This window comes from Plantactinospora sp. CNZ321 (assembly GCF_004217235.1).
The window spans coordinates 2,499,740-2,521,611 of the sequence record NZ_SHKQ01000001.1 but is presented as its reverse complement, the minus strand read 5'-3'; the positions used below and the strand labels follow the sequence as shown (position 1 = coordinate 2,521,611).

General features: G+C 73.0%; 16 protein-coding genes, 2 pseudogenes and 1 riboswitch. Of the genes and pseudogenes, 6 read left to right on the top strand and 12 right to left on the bottom strand.

The features are described 5' to 3' along the window. Positions 1-112 precede the first annotated feature (112 nt). From EV371_RS11295 to EV371_RS11285, 3 genes are all read left to right on the top strand, one after another. Complete coding sequence (locus EV371_RS11295; RefSeq protein ID WP_130461991.1) at positions 113-1,306, top strand: ABC transporter substrate-binding protein; 1,194 nt, start codon at positions 113-115, stop codon at positions 1,304-1,306. 107 nt (positions 1,307-1,413) lie between these two features. Beyond that, positions 1,414-2,190 (top strand): ATP-binding cassette domain-containing protein, encoded by a 777-nt coding sequence (locus EV371_RS11290; RefSeq protein WP_130461990.1) that lies wholly within the window; start codon positions 1,414-1,416, stop codon positions 2,188-2,190. Positions 2,191-2,314: 124 nt separating this feature from the next. Then, positions 2,315-4,777, top strand: coding sequence for a hypothetical protein (locus EV371_RS11285; RefSeq protein ID WP_130461989.1), 2,463 nt, complete (start codon positions 2,315-2,317; stop codon positions 4,775-4,777). Positions 4,778-4,865: 88 nt separating this feature from the next. Here EV371_RS11285 and thiC read toward each other — a convergent pair whose 3' ends face one another. From thiC to thiE, 7 genes and pseudogenes are all read right to left on the bottom strand, one after another. After that, positions 4,866-6,458 carry a phosphomethylpyrimidine synthase ThiC gene (gene thiC / locus EV371_RS11280; RefSeq protein WP_130461988.1) on the bottom strand — a complete coding sequence of 531 codons (1,593 nt, stop codon included), beginning with the start codon at positions 6,456-6,458 and terminating at the stop codon, positions 4,866-4,868. A 130-nt stretch (positions 6,459-6,588) separates the two neighbouring features. Beyond that, complete coding sequence (thiD, locus tag EV371_RS11275) at positions 6,589-7,518, bottom strand: bifunctional hydroxymethylpyrimidine kinase/phosphomethylpyrimidine kinase (RefSeq protein ID WP_130461987.1); 930 nt, start codon at positions 7,516-7,518, stop codon at positions 6,589-6,591. Between the two features lie 58 nt (positions 7,519-7,576). After that, on the bottom strand, positions 7,577-8,209 hold the full coding sequence (locus EV371_RS11270) for a thiamine phosphate synthase (RefSeq protein WP_130461986.1): 633 nt from the start codon (positions 8,207-8,209) through the stop codon (positions 7,577-7,579). Continuing rightward, entirely contained in the window at positions 8,206-9,003 is a 798-nt protein-coding gene (locus EV371_RS11265) for a thiazole synthase (RefSeq protein ID WP_130461985.1), read from the bottom strand. The genes EV371_RS11270 and EV371_RS11265 overlap by 4 nt, the downstream gene beginning before the upstream one ends. 5 nt (positions 9,004-9,008) lie before the next feature. Next, positions 9,009-9,209, bottom strand: a complete 201-nt coding sequence (gene thiS, locus EV371_RS11260; RefSeq protein ID WP_130461984.1) for a sulfur carrier protein ThiS — start codon at positions 9,207-9,209, stop codon at positions 9,009-9,011. Between the two features lie 296 nt (positions 9,210-9,505). Further along, a pseudogene (thiO, locus tag EV371_RS11255) lies at positions 9,506-10,600 on the bottom strand (glycine oxidase ThiO); the annotation flags it as partial. Between the two features lie 101 nt (positions 10,601-10,701). Then, positions 10,702-11,319, bottom strand: a pseudogene (gene thiE, locus EV371_RS11250) (thiamine phosphate synthase); the annotation flags it as partial. Next, a riboswitch (TPP riboswitch) is annotated at positions 11,314-11,424 on the bottom strand. It overlaps the preceding pseudogene by 6 nt. A 455-nt stretch (positions 11,425-11,879) precedes the next feature. On the opposite strand from thiE, the gene EV371_RS11240 reads away from it, so the two are divergent. After that, entirely contained in the window at positions 11,880-12,845 is a 966-nt protein-coding gene (locus EV371_RS11240; protein ID WP_486484573.1) for a PDDEXK family nuclease, read from the top strand. Positions 12,846-12,914: 69 nt separating this feature from the next. Here EV371_RS11240 and EV371_RS11235 read toward each other — a convergent pair whose 3' ends face one another. Then, the gene (locus tag EV371_RS11235; protein ID WP_130465823.1) at positions 12,915-13,862 is read right to left on the bottom strand and encodes an aldo/keto reductase; all 948 of its coding nucleotides are present in this window, start codon (positions 13,860-13,862) and stop codon (positions 12,915-12,917) included. A gap of 292 nt (positions 13,863-14,154) precedes the next feature. On the opposite strand from EV371_RS11235, the gene EV371_RS11230 reads away from it, so the two are divergent. Together EV371_RS11230 and EV371_RS11225 are read left to right on the top strand one after the other, a co-directional pair. Beyond that, positions 14,155-15,102 (top strand): glycosyltransferase family 2 protein, encoded by a 948-nt coding sequence (locus EV371_RS11230; RefSeq protein ID WP_130461982.1) that lies wholly within the window; start codon positions 14,155-14,157, stop codon positions 15,100-15,102. Next, complete coding sequence (locus EV371_RS11225; protein ID WP_130461981.1) at positions 15,099-16,715, top strand: glycosyltransferase family protein; 1,617 nt, start codon at positions 15,099-15,101, stop codon at positions 16,713-16,715. Before EV371_RS11230 ends, EV371_RS11225 begins: the two co-directional genes overlap by 4 nt. Before the next feature lie 155 nt (positions 16,716-16,870). Here the strand turns inward: EV371_RS11225 and EV371_RS11220 are convergent, their stop codons facing one another. The 4 genes from EV371_RS11220 to EV371_RS11205 form a co-directional block, all read right to left on the bottom strand. After that, the gene (locus tag EV371_RS11220) at positions 16,871-17,683 is read right to left on the bottom strand and encodes a class I SAM-dependent methyltransferase (protein ID WP_130461980.1); all 813 of its coding nucleotides are present in this window, start codon (positions 17,681-17,683) and stop codon (positions 16,871-16,873) included. Next, entirely contained in the window at positions 17,680-18,957 is a 1,278-nt protein-coding gene (locus EV371_RS11215; RefSeq protein WP_207230459.1) for a glycosyltransferase, read from the bottom strand. Before EV371_RS11215 ends, EV371_RS11220 begins: the two co-directional genes overlap by 4 nt. A 23-nt stretch (positions 18,958-18,980) precedes the next feature. Beyond that, positions 18,981-19,970: a lysylphosphatidylglycerol synthase domain-containing protein gene (locus tag EV371_RS11210; RefSeq protein WP_165436665.1), complete on the bottom strand. Its 990-nt coding sequence runs from the start codon at positions 19,968-19,970 to the stop codon at positions 18,981-18,983. Between the two features lie 156 nt (positions 19,971-20,126). Continuing rightward, complete coding sequence (locus EV371_RS11205) at positions 20,127-21,806, bottom strand: ATP-binding cassette domain-containing protein (RefSeq protein ID WP_130461978.1); 1,680 nt, start codon at positions 21,804-21,806, stop codon at positions 20,127-20,129. Positions 21,807-21,872 lie beyond the last annotated feature (66 nt).

Sequence of the window (21,872 nt, the reverse complement as noted above, 5' to 3'; positions counted from 1 at the left end):
TTTGAAGGCTTCGCGTGAACCGTACGGCAGATGTTGTTGCCCATCCATTGTGGACGACTAGATCGGCGGCCGGGCAAGCCCCCCGCCCGCGCCGGATACCTGGAGGACTGAGTTGAGGCCCATCCGCTCCGCGATACCCGCGTTGCTCGCGTCGGCCATCCTGGCAACTTCATTGACCGGCTGCCAGTTCGGCGCGCCGGCGAAGGAGTCCGGAGAGATCGTCATCGGTGCCGACCTGGAGCTGTCCGGCGCAGCCCCGCAGGTGGGTAAGGCCTACCAGCGGGCCCTGGAACTCAAGGTCGAGCAGTTGAACGAGTCCGGCGCGCTGGGCGGCCGCCGGGTCCGCCTGGAAGTCAAGGACAACAAGTTCGACGCGAGCGTCTCGGCAGCCAACATCAGCGATTTCACCGCCGATCCGTCGATCAGCGGCATCATCATGGGCAGCTGCAACGACTGCGCCATCGGTGCCGCGAAGTCTGTCAAAACCAAGCAGGTTCCGACGATCGCGCTCGCGCCGGCCAGTGACGTGACCGCCGGACCGGACCGCGAATACATGTTCAAGCTCGGCCCGAACGCCCGCGACAACGTCGCCGCCATCGCCGCCGAACTCCGTGCCCGCCGGATCGGAACGGTGGCACTGCTGCGCACCGCCGACAAGTACGGCGCGGAGGGCGCGACGACGCTGAAGAACGAACTCGTCGGCGTCGAGGAGGACGCGAACGACATCCCGATTCTGCTGGAGCGGCAGGTAAAGGTCACCGACACCGACGTCAGCCAGGCGGTCGGCGCGCTGGTGGCGGAAGAACCCGAGGCGATCGTGGTGTGGACCCCCGCCGACCAGGCCAACCTGGCGATCGCGAGCCTCCGCGCCGAGGGCTACCAGGGTCACGTCTTCTTCGACGCGGTGGCCGCCGGCGACCTCTTCATCGGCAACAGCGGCCGCGCGGCGGAGAACATCACCCTGGTCTTCACCCAGACCATGGTGATCGACGACGTGATCGCGACCACCCCGGCCAAGGCGGCGAGCAAGCAGTGGTTCCGCGACTACACCGCCCGGTTCGGCGGATACTACGGATACTCGTCGTTCGCCGCCGACGCGCTGCAACTGCTCGTAGACTCGGCGATTCGGGCCGGCGGTGACAGCGAGGAACCGGACCGCCCGCGGATCCGCAGCCTGCTGGAGACCGCCGAGACCGACGGCCTCTCCGGTCCGATCCGGATGACGCCGGAAAACCACTCGGGGCTGATGCCCCAGGCGCTGAGCCTGCTGGTGGCCCGTGGCGGCCGGTGGCGGCTGGCCAGCTGAGTCAACGACCGACGCACCTTCCGGCGGCGGGGAACGGGTCTCGCCGCCGGAGGGTGTCCGGGATAGCCTGTCGACACTGTCTACCTGCCGAATGGGGTGGCCTAGCCATGATCCGACTCTCCGGAGTGTCCCGGACCTTCGGTGGTCGGTCCGGTTCCGTTGAGGCGCTGCGGGGCATCGACCTCGACGTCGCCGAGGGCGAGTTCCTCGCCGTGGTGGGCCGCTCCGGCTGCGGCAAGTCGACCCTGCTGCGCCTGGTGGCCGGCCTGCTGCCGGTTACCGCGGGCGAGATCCGGGTGGCGGACGAGGTCGTCAGCCGGCCGCGGCGGGATATCGCCATGGTCTTCCAGCGTCCGGCACTGCTGCCCTGGCGGTCGGTGCTCGACAACGTGCTGCTGCCCACCGAGATCTTCGGCTGGAGCAGGGCCGCACACCGCGGACGGGCCCGCGACCTGCTGTCGATGGTCGGGCTCAGCGAGTTCGAGAAGCGGCTTCCACACGAGCTGTCCGGCGGCATGCAGCAGCGGGTGTCGCTGTGCCGGGCCCTGATCCAGCAGCCGAAGGTGCTGCTGATGGACGAGCCGTTCTCCGCGCTGGACGCACTGACCCGGGAGGAGTTGTCGGTCGAGCTTCAGCGCATCCACATGGAACACTCGGCGACGATTCTCTTCGTGACGCACTCGATCGACGAGGCGGTGCTGCTCGCCGACCGGGTCGTCGTGCTCAGCCCACGGCCCGGGCAGATCCGCAAGGTGCTCGGCATCGACATCCCCCGCCCCCGTTCACTTGGCCGCAACGCGCACTTCGAGGATGTCGCACGGGCCAGCGCGGAGCTGCACGAACTCCTGCTCGACCGCCCCAGCCCGGCCCCGGCCTGGCACTGACCGGCGGCATGCGGGCTGACCAACAGCGCCGATCCGACGCTCAGTAGTTGATCGGATACGCCGGCTACGCCCGACCTCCGGCCCAGGGTGGCGGGCACGGGTAGGGGTGCGTAACGTGCCCGGCATGGCCTACCGGACCTGGGGCAGAGTGCTGCTCGCCGCACTCGTGGTCGGGATCGTCAGCGGCGCCGGTCAGCTGGGGATCGCGTACGGGCTCGGCCTCGTCCGCCTCGACCGCGACTTCGGCGCGGCCCCGAACCAGTGGCCCGCCCAGCTCGTCTGGGTCGGATGGTTCGCCATGGTCGCGACCGTGGCCGGCGCGTTGCTGGCCGACCGGCTCGCCCGCAGGTACACCCTGCCCACCGCGCTCGGCGGCCGGGCGGCCATCTCGGGGCTGGCGGCCCTCGGCGCGCTCGCGGTCGCCCCGCTCGCCATGCAGCCCGCCCGGACGGCCCAGGTCGCCGCGGCCGACCCGGTGACCCTGGCCGGCGTGGCCGCCGTGCTCGGTGCCGGGGTCGGATTCGTCGCCGCCCTGGCCGCACTCAGCCAGCGTCCGGTGCTCTGGAACCTCGCTGCGGTGACCGGCGCGCTCTGGTTCCTCGCCATACTCTCCGTACTCCCCTCGCTCGGCCCCACCGACCCACTGCCCGCCGTACGGCTCGGCGGCGTCGACCCGAGCTGGCTGGGCAGCGGCGCCAGTCAGCGGCTCGCCGTCGTCACCATGCCGGCGCTGGCCCTGGTCGCGGGCGCGGTCACCGGTGCCCTGGCCCGCTGGCGCGAACTGCCGGTGCCGGTGCCGGTGGTCGCCGGCTGCGGAGTGGCGGGGCCGTTGACGCTCGCCATGGCGTACGCCGTCGCCGGCCGGGGCGACTCGACCGACCCCTACCAGGCAGCCCCGTACTGGGGAGCGCTGATCGCCGTCGGCGCGGGTGCACTGGGTTCGGCGCTGGCGACCTGGGCCCGCTGGCCGCTGACCACGGCCGCCCCGGCGGGGGCCGACGACACCGGCACGACGCCGGCCGACCGCGACACGAGGTCGACCAGCGGGGACACGAAACCCACCGAAAGTGGCACGAGGCCGACCGACAACGACGCGCCGACCGCGGTCATCCCGACGGTGGCCTCGCCCGACCGTGGCATCCCGGCCGAGCGGACCTGGCGGCTGGAGATGCCGAGCAGCGAACCTCCGGCGGGCTCCACCGAGACCGGTACCGCGCCGGTCACCGAGACGACGGCCCCCGCCTGGACGCCCGGCTCGGCCGCCGGCGGGCGGACTGACCGGGTGCCGGAACCGTCCCGGGGGCATTCGCCTGCTTCGGAAAACCGGCCATTCGACATCACCGCCGGCATTCCGGCACCCCGCCCGTCGACCGAGAACTCGACGCTCACCGAGCGGTTCGGTGCACCGACGCCGATCGCGCCCCCGACCTCGCCCGAGCGCGGTCATCGACGCACCACCGCGCCGGTCGGCCCAACCCCCGAACCGGTCAGCCCAGCTTCCGAACCGGTCGAGCCGGCCAGTGAGAAGGCCAACGAACCGACCAGCGCGGCCAGCGGCGGGCCGAACACCGGTACGGGAGATGACGCCGAGCTCCCGGCCGGCCGGCCAGGGGCCCGTCGACTGCGTACCGAGGACTTCTGGCCGACCAGCACGGCGCCGACAACACCGGCGCGATCAGCTGCGACCGCGCCGGCAGCACCCGAGACACCGGCCACGAAGACACCGCCCGCACCACCGGCGCCACCGCCCATGCGGCCAGCGCCACCGCCCACCACACCGGCGCCATGGTCCACGCCGCAGCCGGCGACGTCCGCCCGCACCGACGACGCCTGGGACGCCTTCGCGCCGGCCAGTCGCCCCCGGCCGGACCGTCCTGAGCCGTCGACCGAGGCCGCACGGCGGCCTGGCGGGGACGGCGACGCCGTTACTTCCAGCCCCGGCACCATCGGCACCGGCGGTTCCGGCCCCGGCTCGGACAGTGTCGGGCGGACCGGTGCGGACCGGTCGCCCCCGGGCGGCACCCCGGAGGAACCGGACCAGAGCCGGCCAGCGCAGGCCGGCTCGGGAACGGACGGAGCGAAGGCGGGCAGATCGGGCACGGGCAGGTCGGAGGCGGTCCGGACCGGGCGGATCTCCGCCGTTCCGGTGGTCTCCGGAGATGCACCCGTCGAGGCGACAACGGATCGTGTCGCGTCCCCGGCCGAACCCGGCCCCCCGGAAAGCACTGCCGAACCCGGCTTGGGAAGCACTGCCGAGGGCAGATCCGACGCAGAGGCCGAAGGACCGGATCGGCCGACCGGGCGAATCCGTCGCGGTCTTTTCCGGCGCAACCGGGGCAACACCGAACCCGCGCAGACCGGCGCCGTCGAGACCGACAAAAGCGCTGCCAAGCAGGACAAGGGCGAGTCGAAGCAGCGGGAGACGAAAGGGCGGAACCGTACGGAGGAACCCGTGCCGGCCCGCGACGAGGAGTACGTCGACTGGGTGAGCGGGCTCAGCGAGCCTGACCCGACCGCCGACGGCCTCGGGCTGGACCGCAGCGTACGACGGTCACTGCGATCGACCGGCCGCCACCACGCCGACTGACCGTCCCAAGTGCCCCGGTGCCGGGGGCAGCATCCGCTCCCCGGTGCCGGAGGCGCCACCCCGTTCGGCAACGCCTCCGGGCCCACACTCAGGCCAACGGCAGGTACACCCTGCCGCCCGAGGCCAGAAACTCGGTCGACTTCTCCTGCATGCCTCGCGCCGCGTACTCCTTGAGTTCCTGCGTGATCTTCATGGAGCAGAACTTCGGGCCGCACATTGAGCAGAAGTGTGCTGTCTTGGCGGGCGTCGCGGGCAGGGTGGCGTCGTGGTACGCCCGCGCGGTCTCCGGGTCCAGCGACAGGTTGAACTGGTCCTCCCAGCGGAACTCGAACCGCGCCTTCGACAGCGCGTCGTCCCAGGCCTGCGCCCCGGGGTGCCCCTTGGCCAGGTCTGCCGCGTGGGCCGCGATCTTGTAGGCGATCACCCCCGCCTTCACGTCGTCCCGGTCCGGCAGTCCCAGGTGCTCCTTCGGGGTGACGTAGCAGAGCATGGCGGTACCGAACATGCCGATCATCGCGGCACCGATCGCCGACGTGATGTGGTCGTACGCCGGGGCGATGTCGGTGGTCAGTGGGCCAAGAGTGTAGAAAGGCGCCTCGTGGCACAGCTCCTGCTGGAGGTCCACGTTCTCCTTGATCTTGTGCATCGGCACGTGACCGGGTCCCTCGATCATCACCTGGACCCCGTGCTCCCAGGCCACCGAGGTCAGCTCCCCGAGGGTACGCAGCTCGGCGAACTGCGCCTCGTCGTTCGCGTCCGCGATCGAGCCGGGCCGCAGCCCGTCGCCGAGCGAGAACGTGACGTCGTACCGGGCGAGGATCTCGCAGAGTTCGGCGAAGTTCGTGTAGAGGAAGTTCTCCTGATGGTGTGCGAGGCACCAGGCCGCCATGATCGAGCCGCCTCGGGAGACGATCCCGGTGACCCGGTCGACGGCGAGCGGCACGTAGCCGAGGCGTACTCCGGCGTGCACCGTCATGTAGTCGACGCCCTGCTCGGCCTGCTCGATCACCGTCTCCCGGAAGACCTCCCAGGAGAGTCTCACCGGGTCGCCGCCGACCTTCTCCAGGGCCTGGTAGATCGGGACGGTTCCGATCGGCACCGGGGAGTTGCGGATGATCGCTTCCCGGGTCTCGTGGATCCGCCTACCTGTGGAGAGGTCCATCACGGTGTCCGCGCCCCACCGCGTCGCCCAGCTGAGCTTTTCCACCTCCTCGGCGACCGACGAGGTGACCGCCGAGGTGCCGATGTTGGCGTTGACCTTCACCAGGAAGCGCTTGCCGATGATCGCCGGCTCGCACTCCGGATGGTTCACGTTGAGCGGCAGCACGGCCCGGCCGGCGGCGATCTCCTCGCGTACCACCTCGGCCGGCATGCCCTCCCGGACCGCCACGAACTCCATCTCGGGGGTGACGACCCCGGACCGGGCGTAGACCAGTTGGGTGGGCCGGGCACCGTCCCGACCGGCCAGTGGAGTGCCGGCGCCGCGTACCGGAGCCACGTCGCCCCGTTCCGCGATCCACGCCCCGCGCAGCGGAGGCAGCCCCTCGGCAGGGTCCGAACCGGGACCGGACGTATCGTAGAGCCGTACCGGCGGTTCGTCACCGGTCAGCTCGACCTCCGCGAACGGCACCCGGACGTCCGGACGCGCCCCCGTCACGTACACCTTGCGGCGAGCCTTCATCGAGAGCCGCCCGCGACACCACTGGGCTGCGCCAGGGGGAGGCGTGAACGGTCGGGTGTGGTCTTGGTTCTCGGCATGGCGTCGACTCCTCTGTCTGTTGGAGCTGTGCGACTAGCCCGGAACTGTCGGACTAGGCAGAACTGTCAGACCGGGCGGACCTGTCGGGCTGGGTGGGACTGTCAGACCGGGCGGACCTGTCGGGCTGGGTGGGACTGTCGGGCTGGGTGAGACTGTCGGATGCCGCGCCGGACCAACCGAAGTGATCCAGCGGGCCGTGACCGCTCCCCACCGACCAGGTCCGGGCACCGAGCAACGCGCGAGTGACGTACTCCTTGGCGAAGGCCACCGCGTCCGGCACCTGGTCGCCGAGCGCCAGCCGGGCGGCGATCGCGGCCGAGAACGAACAGCCGGTGCCGTGGGTGTTCCGGCTCGGCACCCACGGCCGGCGCAACAGTCGCACCTCGGTACCGGTGCAGAACGCGTCGACCGCACCACCGAACGCCTCGCCGCCGCCAGTCGCCAACCCCGACTCGTCGCTGTCGCCGCCGGTCACCACCACATACCGGGGGCCGCCCGCGGCGAGCTGCCGGGCCGCCTCCGCCATCTCGTCGGGACCGGAGACCGTACGGCCGAGGATCGCCGCCGCCTCCGCCCGGTTCGGCGTCGCCACCAGGGCGTACGGCAGCAGCCGCTCGATCGCTGCGACAACGCCGAGCCGGGCTCCGCTGGTCGACACGAGCACCGGGTCGACCACCAGATTGGGCAGCAGGCCGGCCCGCGCTGCCCCGGCCACCGCGTCCGCGACCTTCACGTCACCGAGCATTCCGGTCTTCACCGCCACCGGGGGCAGATCGTCGATCAACGTACGCAGCTGCGCGCCCACCATGTCGGCAGCGACCTGCAGGACGGCCCGTACCTCGCGGGTGTTCTGCGCCGTGACGGCGGTGAGCACCGACGTGCCGTAGACCCCGAGCGCGGCGAAGACCTTCAGGTCGGCCTGAATCCCCGCGCCCGCCCCGGAGTCCGAGCCGGCCACGGTCAGTACCACCGGCGGCGTCACGACGCACACCCGGAACCGGCAGGCCGGACGCCGCCGTCCGTCCCCACCACCGGCGGCGTCACGACGCACATCCCGAACCGGCAGGTACTGCCCGGTGGTCCGTTCGTGGCTCGGCCGCCGCGCAGAGGTGCCGGACCAGCCCGGCCGGGTCGTCCGAGCGCATCACCGCACCCATCACCGCCACCCCGGCCGCGCCCGCCGCCAGGCACGCACCGACCTGGGCGGGCGTACCGACGCCGCCGAGCGCGACAACCGGCACCCGGCTCCGCCCGACCAGCCCGGCCAGGCCGTCGGGTCCGAGCGGCGGCCCGTAGCCGGGCTTGGACGGACTCGGATAGACCGGCGAAAGCGTCAGGTAGTCCTCCGTGGAGAGCCGACCGAGCTCGGTCAGGTCGTGGCAGGATCGGCCGACCAACGGCAGCCCCGGCGGCGGATAGGGGCCGACGGCCGGCAGGTGCACCGCGTCACCGCCGAGCGGGTCCGGGCCGGCGACCAGCAGGGTGCCGTGCACCGGGGCCAGGATCGCCCGCAGTCGCCGGGCCAGTTCGAGCCGCTCCGGCCGGGGCAGGTCCCGTTCCCGCAGCAGAACCCAGCGGGCACCGCCGTCGACCGCTGCCCGTACCACCTCGTCGAGTGGCCGGCTGGCCTGCCGCCGGTCGGTGACCAGCACGATCCCCCGAGGCGCGCTCACAGCTCGGGCCGCCCCTCGTCCGGGGTGGACGCCAGCGCGTGGAAGCGCCGTGGTATCCGTCCCGCACCGGCGGCCAGCCGTCCCGCCTCGACGGCGAACCGCATGGCGGTGGCCATGCGTACCGGGTCGGCCGCCCGGGTCACCGCGCTGGCCAGCATCACCGCGTCACAGCCCAGTTCCATCGCCAGCGCGGCATCGGAGGCGGTGCCGACACCCGCGTCCAGGATCACCGGTACGTCCACGTTCTGCCGCAGCAGCCGCAGGTTGTGTGGGTTGTTGATGCCCAGCCCGGAGCCGATCGGCGCGCCCGCCGGCATCACGGCGGCACAGCCGAGGTCTTCCAGCCGGCGGGCCAGCACCGGGTCGTCGGTGACGTACGGCAGCACCGTGAACCCGTCGGCGACCAGCCGCTCGGCGGCGGTGACCAGCTCGACCGTGTCCGGCAGCAGGGTCCGCTCGTCGCCGATCACCTCCAGCTTGACCCACGAGGTCTCGAATGCCTCCCGGGCGAGCTGAGCCACCGTGATCGCTTCGGCGGCGGTACGGCATCCCGCGGTGTTCGGCAGCAGCCGTACGCCACACCGACCGAGCACCTCCAGTAGGCCGCCGCCCATGGTGGCGTCACTGTCGATCCGGCGCAGCGCGACGGTGACCAGCTCGGTGCCGCTGGCCCGGATCGCCTGCTCCAGGACGTACGGGCTGGGCGCCCCGCCGGTGCCGAGGATCAGCCGGGAGCCGAACTTCTCACCGGCGAGCACGAACCCGGGTTCGGGATCGGAGGGCCCGAACGACATCTCGGTCACCCGCCCTGGGCCGCGGTCAGCACCTCGACCCGGTCGCCGTCCCGGAGCAGCCGGGCCGGCCAGCCGCCGCGCGGCACCACCTCGCCGTTCACCGCGACCGCCACGCCCCGGTGTGCGCTGGTGACCCGTTCCACCAGGTCCGCCACGGTCAACTCGCCGGGCAGCCGCTGTTCGACTCCGTTCACGGTCAGCTCCACCGCGTCCTCGCCTCCCTGGTCGTTGGGTCGTCCGGCCCCGGCTCCCCGCCGTTCCCCGGCCCCTCCACCGCCTCCGTGTGGCTCACGTTCCGGCTGCCGCGCTCGGCGTCCTGACGCTCGGGCCGGGCATCCGCCGGCCACGTCCCCGACACCGCATCCCCGACCGATTCCGACCGCCGCCCGACCGACACCGCATCCCCGACCGATTCCGACCGCCGCCCGACCGACACCGCATCCCCGACCGATTCCGACCGCCGCCCGACCGACACCGCATCCCCGACCGATTCCGACCGCCGCGCGACCGGCACCGGTTGGCCGAACCGGGCCGGCGACAGCGACGCGAGTGCCGGATCGGGCACTCCGGTGGCCAGCAGGTCGGCAACCAGGTCGGCGGTGAGCGGGGTGAGCACGATGCCGTGCCGGAAGTGCCCGGCCGCGACCACGAGTTCGGGCCGGCCGGGCAGCGGGCCGAGCAGCGGTGCGTTGTCCGGCGTCCCGGGACGCAGCCCGGAACGCGCCTCGACCAGCTCGTACTCGGCCAGTTCCGGGATCACCTCGGTGGCGGACCGGAGCAGGTCGAGTACCGCCCCGGCGGTGACGTCGAGGTCGGCGCGCTCCTCGACGGTCGCCCCGACCACCACCTCGCCATCGGTCCTCGGCACCAGGTAGACGTGTCGGCCGTCCGCGTGACCCCGGATCACGTGCCGGAAGCCGGGTGCCGCGCCGCCGGGCGCGCGCAGCCGCAGGATCTGCCCCTTCACCGGCCGAACGGGCAGGCCGGTCAGCGCCGCCGTACCGCAGCCGGCCGCGACGACCGTCGCCGTCGCGTCCAGCTCCGCGAGGTCCCGCACCGGCCGGGACACCATGGTCACCCCGGCGCGTTCGACGGCGACCCGCAGCGCGGCGACCAGCCGGCGCGGGTCGACCTGGTGGTCGCCGGGGGCGAGCGCACCGCCGCGCAGCCGGGTGGCCAGCAGCGGTTCGCGGTCCCGCAGCTCCGCCGGCCGCAGCGGGGTCACCGGCAGGCCGAGATTCCGCTGGTACGCCCAGAGCCGCTCCGCCTCGGCCAGGTCGTCGGAGGTGAGCGCGACGGTCAGCGTCCCCTCGGTCCGGTAGCCCAGGTCCCGCCCGGCGTACTCGGCGAGTTCGGCGGCGAACGCCGGCCACCGGGCCGCGGACTCGACCAGCAGTCCGGTCAGGACCCGCTCGCCGAAGTAGGTTTCGGCGACCGGGGCGAGCATGCCGGCCGCCACGTCGGAGGCGCCCGAGCCGGGCGTCGCGTCGTACACGCTTACCCGCATGCCCCGGGCGGCGCACCGCCAGGCGACGGCGAGCCCGATCGGCCCCCCGCCCACCACCGCGACGTCGGATGCCCCGCCCTCGCCTAGCATCCTTGCGCCCCCGCACCCCGACCCGACAACGACGAACTCCGCCGGGGTGCGACCCCCGGCGATGTTCCCCGTTCCGGGTGGGGTGGGGGCGGGGCGGCGCCGAGGCTGGTGAGGAGTGCGGCGGTGGCCCGGGCCGGGTCGGCGGCGGTGGAGACGGCGCCCACCACGGCGACCCCGTACGCCCCGGCGGCCATAAGCGCGGGCACCCGCTCCGGGGTGATCCCGCCGATCGCGATAACCGGTACCGGCACCGCCGAGGCGACCAGGCGGACACCCTCGGGGCCGATCGGCACGGGCAGCCCGTCCTTGGTGGAGGTGGCGTGGCAGGGGCCGACGCCGAGGTAGCTGGCACCGGCCGCGACCGCCGCCGCCCCCGTCTCCGGGTCCCGTGCGGTCGCGCCGAGCACGGCGGTCGGGCCGAGCACCCGGCGGGCGGCGTCGACCGGCAGGTCCCGGGCGCCGACGTGCCCGCCCGTCGCCCCGATCGCGAGCGCGAGATGCAGCCGGTCGTTGACCAGGCAGCTCGCCCCGACGGTGGCACAGCGGCCGGCCACCTCGACGGCAAGCTCGTACGCCGCCCGGTCGTCGGTGTCGTCCGCGACCCGAACCTGTACGACCAGTTCGGGGCCGGCGACCGAGAGGGCCGCCTCGACCACCGCGAGCGGGTCCCGCCCGGGCCGGGTGTCGGTGATGAGGTGAAGTCGTCCGATCGGTGGCACGGCAACGCTCCTCCCTGCGCCGGCATTACCCGGATCAGGTTCGACGGTCGGGGGCTCGACAGCCCCCCTCTCAGCCCGGTCCACCGGGCTCCCGTGGGTTACTTGTCGGCGAGCGTACGCGCTCGGTCACGGATCCGTAAAGAGCCGTGACAATTCACACAGTGTCCACACTCGACCACGTACCGCCCCGGTCATGCTGTCGGCCGACCACACTCACCTGGACACCAGAGGCGCTATCCGCACCGGTTAACGCCTCTGCTGTCCAGGTCAACCACGCATGACCGCCACGGCGTGCAGTGGGGCGGGCGGTGCGCGGGCGGGCAGGCGCGGGCGCGAGTGGGCAGGCGGGCGCGAGTGGGCGGGTGGGCTGGGCGGACGGGCGCGAGTGGGCGGGGCCGGCACGGACGGGGCCGGCACGGACGGGGCCGGCACGGACGGGGCCGGCACGGGCGGGGCCGGCACGGGTGAGCGGGCGGGCGTGGGTGAGCGGGCGGGCGTGGGTGAGCGGGTGGGCGTGGGTGAGCGGGCGGGCAGTGGGTGGTGGTGGTGAAGTGTGGCTGATGGGCGGGGCAGCGGAGCGGCGGGAGGTGCGGCAGGCTGGTGCGATGGCTCGTCCGCCCCGGGTACCGGCACAGCTGGCGTTCCTGCCGTTCTCCGCCCGCGCCGCAGTGGCGAAAGGGCTGGTCACCCGGAGCATGTTGCGCGGTCCGGCCTGGCGCCGGCTTCTCCCCGACATCTACGTCCACCGCGACGGCTACCGGGAGGACGACCATCGGATGTGGTGTGACGCGGCCGCACTCAGCCTGCCGTCGGGGGCGGCCATCGGCGGGTTGAGTGCCGCATACCTGTGGGGCGTCCATCTGCTCCCCCGGGACGCCCCGGTCACCGTGTTGGTGCCGGGTGTCACCCGGCCACGTCCGCGGCTACGGGTTCGCTACACACTCGCGAAACTCTCGCCCGGCGACGTGACCCGGTTCGGCGGCCTGCCGGTCACCACGCCGCTTCGTACCGCGTTCGACCTTGGGCGACGGCCGCCGCGTACCGAGGCGGTGGTGGCGGTGGACGCGCTGCTGAACCGCCGGCTGGTGAAGCGCGCCGCCCTCACCGACTACCTCGCCGCGCGCCCCGGCTGGCCCGGGGTACCGCTGTTGCGGGAGGTGCTCGGCCTGGCGGAACCGCTCAGCGAGTCACCGATGGAGACCCGGCTCCGGCTGCTGCTCGTCGACGCCGGTCTGCCGGTACCGACCGCGCAGTACGACGTGTACGACGGTCGCGGACGATTCCTGGGCCGGGTGGACCTCGCCTATCCCCGGCTGCGAATCGCGCTGGAGTACGAGGGTGACCACCACCGCGAGCGGGCACATTTCCGCCACGACGTCGCCCGGCTGAACGATCTCCGCGCCGCCGGCTGGGCGGTACTCCGCTTCACCGCCGACGACGTCCTGCGCCATCCCGCCCGGCTCGTCGCCCAGGTGGCCCAGGCCGTGCGGGAACGCCTCCCGTCACCTGGACACCAGATGCGCTAACCGGTCGCGGTAACGCCTCTGGTGTCCAGGTCGACGCGCTGGGACCGGCGGCGGGAGGGACGCTCGGGGTCAGAGGAGGGTGCGGAGGGTGATGAGGTCGTCCGGGGTCGGCTGCCAGCCGCCGGCGTTGGCGTTGGCGCGTACCTGGTCGGGGGTGGTGGCACCGGCGATCACCGAGGTCACCGCCGGCTGGGCGGCCAGGCCGCCGATCGCCACGTCGAGCAGGGAGCGGCCGCGCTCGGCCGCGTACTTCTCCAGCGCCTCGATGGTGTCCCACGGGGCGGAGGCCAGCCGGGCGGCGTACCTCGGGCTGCTGCTGGCGAGCCGGCTGTCCGACGGCGGCTGGGCGCCCCGCTTGTACTTGCCGGTGAGCAGCCCGTCGGCGAGCGGGAAGAACGGCAGCAGGCCGAGCCCGAAGTGCTGGGCGGCCGGCACGACCTCGGTCTCCACGCCCCGGTTCAGCAGGCTGTACTCGTTCTGCGCACTGATGAAGGGCGTCAGGCCGCGGGTGCGCGCCGTCCAGGCGGCGTCGGCGATCTGCCAGCCGGCGAAGTTGGAGTTGCCGAGGTAGCGGACCTTACCGGCCCGGACCAGATCGTCGAGCGCGTTCAGGGTCTCCTCGATCGGCGTACCCGGGTCGGGCTCGTGCATCTGGTAGAGGTCGATGTGGTCGGTGCCGAGCCGGCGCAGTGAAGCCTCGACCGCCCGGGCGACGTAGCGCCGGGCGCCCCGGGCGCCGTGGTCCGGTCCGTTCATCCCCGACATGCTCATGCCGAACTTGGATGCCAGCACGACGTCGTCCCGCCGGCCGCGTAGCGCGGCACCGAGCTGCTCCTCCGACCCGCCGTGCGGTTCGCCGTAGATGTCGGCGGTGTCGAAGAAGTTGATGCCGGCGTCGAGGGCCGCGTCGACCACGGCCCGGGTACCGGCGGCGTCGAGCTTGCGGCCGAAGTTGTTGCACCCGACTCCGACGACGGACACCACGAGCCCGGAGTCGCCCAACCGGCGATAGGTCATCTCAGTCACGAGATCAACCCTATGCCGCCGTGGTCCGCCCCGGACTCCGCACCGGAGTTCGCTCACCCGGCCAGGGGACCACCATTCAGGAAAACAATTCGACGACGATTCGCGTCTGTAAAACAGAATGAGACGCTGGCGCGTCGCGCGCGAACCTCGAAAACTGCTATATCGTGGGCGCGGAAATGGCGACCGTGGCAATAACCCCCGTGCCGTCCAGGTCGCCGCGCGAGGCGTCGAAAGGCGGGTTCACATGGCGGTGAACGGCCGGTTCGACCGGCCTGGCACGGAGATGTCCGTCGTCCCCGCCCAGGTCAGCCGGGAGAGCAACGCGCCGGTAGAGGTGACCGTCGTACTCCCCTGCTACAACGAACAGGCGCACGTACTGGCGGAGATCGAGCGCATCTGCGCGGCAATGGACGACAGCGGCCTGCATTACGAGCTACTCGCGATCGACGACGCCTCCACCGACGGCACGTTGGAGATCCTGCGCGAGGCGACCGCCCGGTTCCCCCGGCTCCGGCTGCTGGCGTTCCACCGCAACGGCGGTTCGGGCACCGCGCGCCGGATCGGTACGGAACAGGCCCGCGGCACCATCGTGGTGTGGACCGACGCGGACATGACCTACCCGAACGAGCGGATCCCGGAGTTCGTCCGGCTGCTGCTCCGGGACCCGCACGTCGACCAGGTCGTCGGCGCCCGCACCAGTGAGCAGGGCAGCCACAAGCTCCTCCGGGTACCGGCGAAGTGGCTCATCCGCAAGATCGCCGAACGGCTCGCCGGCACCCGCATCCCCGACCTCAACTCCGGGCTACGGGCCTTCCGCCGGGACGTGTCCCTGCCCTACCTGCGACTACTCCCGCCCGGCTTCTCCTGCGTCACCACCATCACGATGGCGTTCCTGCACAACCAGCACGACGTGCACTACCTGCCGATCGCCTACGCCCGCCGGTCGGGCTCGTCGAAGTTCCACTTCGTCCGGGACGCCTACCGCTACCTCCTGCAGGTGCTCCGGATGGTGATGTACTTCAACCCGCTCAAGGTGCTGATGCCACCGTCGCTGCTGCTGCTCACCGTCGGCTCCGGAAAGATCGTGTACGACCTGGTCGCGCATCCGGTCCGGATCGCCACCAACACCGTGCTGCTGCTCTGTGCCGGCCTGATCGTCGGCGCGGTGGCGCTGCTCGCCGACCTCATCGTGCGGTCCAGAATCGACTGGCCGCCCGGAAACCGCTCGTGAACGACGCGGTGTCGGCCGCCGCCGCGCTGCTCCGGGTCCGGGGCATCGGTCCCCGGGTCCGGAATTCGGTCGCCCGGGTTCGCCAGGTCGGGCCGGCACCGCCCGCCGGCCGTCCGGCGATGCCCGACGACAGTCCGTCCGGTCCAGACCCGCGCCGGGTCGATCGGCGGGATCCACGCCGGGTCGATCGGCAGGGCTGGGCCGGCGTCGCCGCGCTCACCGGTCTCGTCGCGCTGACCTGGCTCCCGCTGCTCGGTATGCCGTTCGGCGACGACCACCTGGGCCGGATCATCGGCCGGTACGCGCTGCACCTGCGGAACCTTCAGGAGCAGGGCATTCTCGGCTCGCACTTCGGTGCCGACTGGCTGCCGTACGCCTCGGCGCCGTACGCGCACCACCCCCCGCTGTTCAACCTCCTCACCGCGCTGACCGGCCTGCTGCCCGGCGACGGCGAGTACCAGGTGTGGCTGCCGGCGTACCTGCTGGCCCTGCTGATCATCCCGGCCGGCGCCGCACTTCTGCGCGGGCTCGGCCTGCGCTGGTCGGCCACCCTGCTGGCAGTCGGCCTGATGGTGGCCACGCCCTTCTACTGGGTCTACAGCCCGCTGATGTTCGACCTGGGACCGATCCTGGCCCTCTCCGCCCTGGTGGTACGGCTGCGTGCCCAACCCGATCCGGCCCGTCGGCTCGTGGTCGCGGCCTGCGTCGCCGCGCTGCTCACCACCCTGGTCTCCTGGCCCGGTGTCGGGTTCGCCGCCGTACTCGGGCTGTGGCTGCTTGCGGCACGCCGGGTCGACCGGGTGACGGTCCTGGTCGGAGCAAGCATGCTGGCCGGGGTCGTGATCAGCCTGGTCTTCGTCGTCGGGGTGACCGGGATGACCGTGCTCGGCGGGCAGGCCGAGCTGCGCAGCACCGGTGGCGGGTACACCGCGCGACAGTTCCTCCGCCGGCAGTGGCAGTACGCGTACGGCCTGCTGCCGGTCTGGTACATCGGCGCGCTGCCGATCGGTGCGGTCGTCGGGCTGCTGGACCGGCGTACCCGGGTCTACCTGGCAATGGCGGTCGCATTCACCGCCACCTGGATCCTCGGGCTGAGCAACGGTGCCTTCGTCCACTCGTACTGGTCCTATCCGGTCCTGGTGGTCGGACTCGTCGGGATGGGCGTGCTGCTGGACCGGTTCGTCGGGGCCGGGAGGTGGCTGGCGCGACGGCGGGTCCGGGTGACGGTGGCGGCGCTGGTCGGTACAGCGCTCGGGGCCTACCTCGGGGTGCTGGTCATCGGCCCGCCGCGGGACCGTCTGGTCGACGAACCGGCTCGGGCCGGCCGGCTCGTGGCCGGGCACCCACCTCCGGAGGGCCAGCGGTACGCCTGGGTCGCCGGCGCGGGCGTGACGAGTCCGCGCTGGCTCGCCTACTACTGGCGGCTGAAACCCCGGCTGCTCACCGCCACGACGCTGCGCACCGAACCGACCCGCCCGGAGGACCTGGTCCTGATCGACCTGCGCAAGCGACCCGGGTGGTTGCCCGAGTCGGCCGACACGCACGCCGTGGCGCGGGACGGACCCTACGCGCTCTTCCCGGTCGCCGTGCTCAGCAGTGCCGTCGGCTCCTGACCGAGCACTCCTGACCCGGTCCCGCCTGGCCAGCGAGCAACTGCCGACCGGGCGGGCGAGCAACTGCCGACCGGGCGGGCGAGCAACTGCCGACCGGGCGGGCGAGCAACTGCCGACCGGGCGGGCGAGCAACTGCCGACCGGGCGGGCGAGCAGCTACGGTCGGGTCGCGAGCGCGACGAGTCCCGGCCCGCGGTCCGGGCGCATCCGCTGCAGGGCGAGAAACGGTGAGACGGCCAGCCGGATCGCCTCGCCGGCCAGCGCCCCGCGCGGTTGCAGGATCCGCCCCGAGGTCGAGGTGCGCTCCTCCGCGGTCCCGCCATTCACGCGTTGCCCGCCGGTCGAGACGCGTTCCCCGCCGGTCGAGCCCGGCCCGGCCCGTGGTCGATCGGCGGGTCGATCGGCGCGGCGGCCCGCCCAGCGGTTCCGTACGGAGTCGAGCAGGTAGCCGAGCGGCCAGCCGTAGTGCACCACCCGTACGTCGGTGGCACCGGCGTCGAGCAGCCGCTGCCGCAACTGTCCGGCCGAGTACCGCCGGTAGTGCCCGACCAGGGTGTCCCAGGCGCCGAACCGCTCCGGGTCGGCGGGTACCGACAGCAGGAGGTGGCCACCGGGCCTGACCAGGGTCAGCCACTCCGCCAGCACCGGCAGGTCGTCGGCGATGTGCTCCAGCACCTCGAACGCGCAGACCAGGTCGTAGCCGCCGCCCGGGGGAAGCTGCCGGTGATCCCCGTTCAGCACCGTCCCGCCCAGCGGGGTGATCCGGGCGTGCGCGGTCTGGAAGCTGCGCGGGTCGGGCTCGGCCGCGGTGTAGTTTGCCAGCCGGGCCAGCCGGGTGCCGACGGAGCCGAGGCCGCAGCCGAGTTCCAGGATGGTCCCGGGCCGGCACTCCGCCACGATCCGGCGTACGACGTTCCAGCGCAGGGCCGCCCGGGGCGGCAGCGGCGGGTCGGCCGGCAACGCGGTCATCCGACCCACCAGACCGGGTCGGTCGTCAGGTCGCCGCCGGCCGCCATCGTTGCGCCGGACGGGGCTGCCAGGGGCGCGGGCGTGGCAGCGTCCGGGTGGACGGTGGCGCCGAGCCGGTGCCGGACCGGGGTCACCACGGCCGCCGGCCAGAAGTGTTCGACCGCCCGTCGCCGTGCGGCCCGCCGCAGCCGGGCGAGTCGGTCCGGGTCCGCGGCCAGTTCGCGCAGGGCGGTGGCGAGTGCGAACGGGTCGCCGGCCGGTACGAAGACGGCCGCGTCGCCGAGTGCCCGGCGCTGTGCTGCGGTGTCGGAGGTGACGATGGCGCAGCCGGCGGCGGCGCCCTGGTAGACCTTCGTCGGCACCACCCGGCCGGCCTTTGCCGTCTCGCCGAAGATGCCCAGCGACACGTGGTGTCCGGCCACCAGGGCGGGCAGCTCACCCGCCGGTATCCAGTCGTACCAGGTGACGCGCGGGTTGCCGGCGGCGGCCCGGCGGCAGGCGGGGTGTTCCTGTCCGGTGCCGACCACGGTCGCCTCGATCGAGTCGTCGGCGGCGAGCGCGGCCAGCGCGGCGCCCAGGGTCCGGGTGCCGTGCAGCGGGGTGAACAGCCCGACGAAGACCACCCGCAGTCGCCGCCGGCCGCCGCCGGCCGGTTCGCCGGTCCAGCGGTGCCGGGCGGTACGGGCTCCGGCGGCGAACCACTCCGCGCCGGCTCCGACCGGTACCACGACCCCCCGGTCCCGGTCCGGTGGAGGCAGTGTTTCGAGGTGCTCGGCGGTGTCCACCAGTACGACGTCGGCCCGGCGCAGCGCGGCGGCGTCGATCGCCCGCATCAGCCGTTCCCGGGCGCTGCCGGCGTCGCCGAGCCCTCGGTCCCGGGCCGTGCCGGCGGCCGACACGAGGTGGTCGAGCACGATCGGGGTACCCCGGAACAGCAGCCGGGCCAGGTGTACGTCGAAATGCCCGAGATAACCGACCAGTACGGCGTCGCCCGCGCCCTCTCCCGCACCGGTGGCTCGTCGGTGCCGGAGGGCCCGCACGACCAGCAGGGCCCAGCACCGGGTCAGCCTGCCGACGAGCAGCGGAAGCCGCCACGGCTGCCGGAGCAGGGCTATCCGGGCGGCGGTGTCCAGGTTCAACGGTTCGTTCAGCTCGGTCACGTCGTCGCCGGCTCCCCGCAGCCCTTCGACGAGTACGCCGACCCGGGGATGTCGCCGTACGTCGTAGCTGCCGAACACCACCCAGCGCACGAGCAGCAGCGTAACGTCGCGCACCCCACTCGGCACGCTCCGTCACATCACGGGCGCGTCGCGGAATCCGTCGACCCCGCCTGCCGGGACTGCCCGGGCACCGGGGGTCCGAGGGGTGGCGACTGCCGGGGTACCCGGCGGGCCAGCCGGCGGCCCGACCACCGCAGCGAGATCGCGACGGCCGGCAGGAGCAGGTCCACCAGGGTCAGCAGCAGCCGGGACAGCACCGTGGCGACCAGCGCGGCCGACCCGGCGACGGTCGGGCCGAGCAGCAGGGGCAGCGCCACCTCCCGGGGACCGACCCCGGCCGGGGCCACGGCCAGCAGAAACCCGACCGACCAGGAACCTGCGAAGGCACCGATCGCCCCGAACAGCAGGTCCGGGCCGCCCGCGCCGACGTCGGCCAGGAGCAGCCAGAGGTGCGTACCGTAGCCGAGCCAGGTCGCCAGTGACCAGCCCACGGCCCCGCCGATGCCGCGCAGGGACAGCGGCCGGGGCATCGGCTCGCGGCGGGCCAGCCGGAGCAGCACGGCGAGGATCCGGTTGACCAGTGCCGGCCAGAGCAGCAGCAGCGCGGGTGGGAGCGCCAGCAGGATCCACCAGTAGTCCGCGACGGCCCGCCGGCCCAGCACCGGCAGGGCGAGCGCGGTAAGCAGCAGGCCGGTGCCGAGGGTGACCAGCATCGCCAGTAACGACGCCGCCGCCGAGGCCCGCCCGGGCACCCCGTACGCCCGGCCGAGCCGGGCCTGGACCAGGATCGGCCAGACCTTGCCGGGCAGGTACTTCGCCAACTGCCCGACGAAGAAGATCCGTGCCGCGCAGCGCAGCGAGAGGTCGGCGCCGAAGTCCGCCAGGATGGCCCGCCAGGCCAGGCAGCCGCAGAGCCCGCCCGCGACGGCGGCCAGTCCGGCCAGCAGCACGCCGGGTACGGACAGTTCGCCGAGCACGGCCGGCACCTCGTCCCACCGCCTGGCGACCGACCAGCCGACAACGCCGATCAGGACCCCGGTCACCGCGGCCTGGGCTGTCCTGCGCACCAGACGCCACCTCACGGTTCCGGATGGCAGCACAACACGGACCATACTCGGCGTAGCGCCATCACCCCGGAGAGCCACGCTGCCCGTCGTCGGGCCACCCGGAAAGCCACCGCGGCACCACGGTGGAAGACGAACGGCGGCCTCGACCGCCCCTGCTCAGGCGACGTCCCAGACCGGTTCCGGCGTCTCGACCACCTCGCCGTCGCCGCGGAACAGCAGGAACCGGTCGAACGAGCGGGTGAACCAGCGGTCGTGGGTGACCGCCAGCACCGTCCCCTCGAACGCCCGCAGGCCCGCCTCCAGGGCTTCGGCCGAGGCGAGGTCCAGGTTGTCGGTCGGCTCGTCGAGCAACAGCAGGGTCGCGCCGGAGAGTTCAAGCAACAGCACAAGGAACCGCGCCTGCTGTCCACCGGAGAGCGTGCCGAACCGCTGGTCCCCCTGGCCGGCCAACTCGTACCTGTTCAGCGCCTTCATCGCGGCGTGCCGGTCCATCCCGGCCCGGTGGTCGTCACCCCGCCAGAGCGCCTCGACCAGGGTCTTGTCGAGCAGCTCCGGACGGTCGTGGGTCTGGGAGAAGTGGCCCGGCCTGACCCGGGCACCCAACCGGGCCATCCCGCCGTGCCGAACGGGGGCCAGGGCCAGGCCACCGTCTACCGGGCTGTTGGCCGGGTCCGGATCGGTGCCGCCCCGGGCGAGCAGGCGGAGGAAGTGCGACTTCCCGGTGCCGTTCGCGCCGAGTACGGCGACCCGGTCGCCGTACCAGACCTCCAGGTCGAACGGGAAGGTGAGGTCGTCCAGCTCGACCTGCTCGCAGACGATCGCCCGCTTGCCGGTACGCCCGCCGGTCAGTCGCATCCGGATGTCCTGGTCCTTCGGCGGTACGGGCGGTGGTCCGGCCTCCTCGAACTTGCGCAACCTGGTCTGCGCCGCCTGGTAGCGGGAGGCCATCCCGTCGTTGTACGCCGCCTTCTGCTTGTACATCAGCATCAGCTCGCGCAGCTTCTGATGCTCCTCGTCCCAGCGGCGGCGCTGCTCCTCCAGCCGGTCGTGCCGGGCGAGCCGGGCCTCGTGCCAACTGCCGAAACCACCCGGGTGCACCCAGGCGCTGCCGCCCTCCACCGCGACCACCCGGTCGGCGGTGCGGGCCAGCAACTCCCGGTCGTGCGAGACGTAGAGCACCGACTTCGCCGACTCCCGCAGCCGCCCCTCCAGCCAGCGTTTGCCCGGCACGTCGAGGAAGTTGTCCGGCTCGTCGAGCAGCAGCACCTCGTCGGCGCCGCGCAGCAGCAACTCCAGGGCGAACCGCTTCTGCTGCCCGCCGGAGAGGGTGCGTACCGGCCGGTCGCGGGTCTTCTCCCAGGGCAGCTCCAGCACGATCGTGGAGACGGTGTCGAAGAGCACCTCGGCGTCGTAGCCCCCGGCCTCGCCCCAGGCGGTCAGCGCCTCCGCGTACGCCAGTTGGGCCTTGCCGGCGGCGCTGCTGAACTTGCCGCGCACCTCGGCGGCATGCAGCGCCACCTCGGCCGCCGCCAGCCGCTCCCCCGCCGCGCGCACCCCGGGTGGCGAGAGCGAGAGTACGAGGTCGTGCAGCGTCGACTCGTCGCCGATCATGCCGATGAACTGACGCATCACGCCCAGCCCGCCGGCGCGGGCGATGGTTCCGGTCCGGGTGGGCAGGTCCCCGGCGACCATCTTCAGCAGGGTGGTCTTGCCGGCGCCGTTCGGCCCGACCAGGGCGACCTTGGCGCCCTCGCCCACCCGGAAGGAGACGTCGGCGAACAACTGCCGGCCATCCGGCAGGATGTGCCCGACTCCGGCGACGTCTACATAACCCACGTCGGCATCCTGCCCCAACCACCCCGCCCGACGACACCGGGTTTCGGCCCGCTGACACCGGGCTTC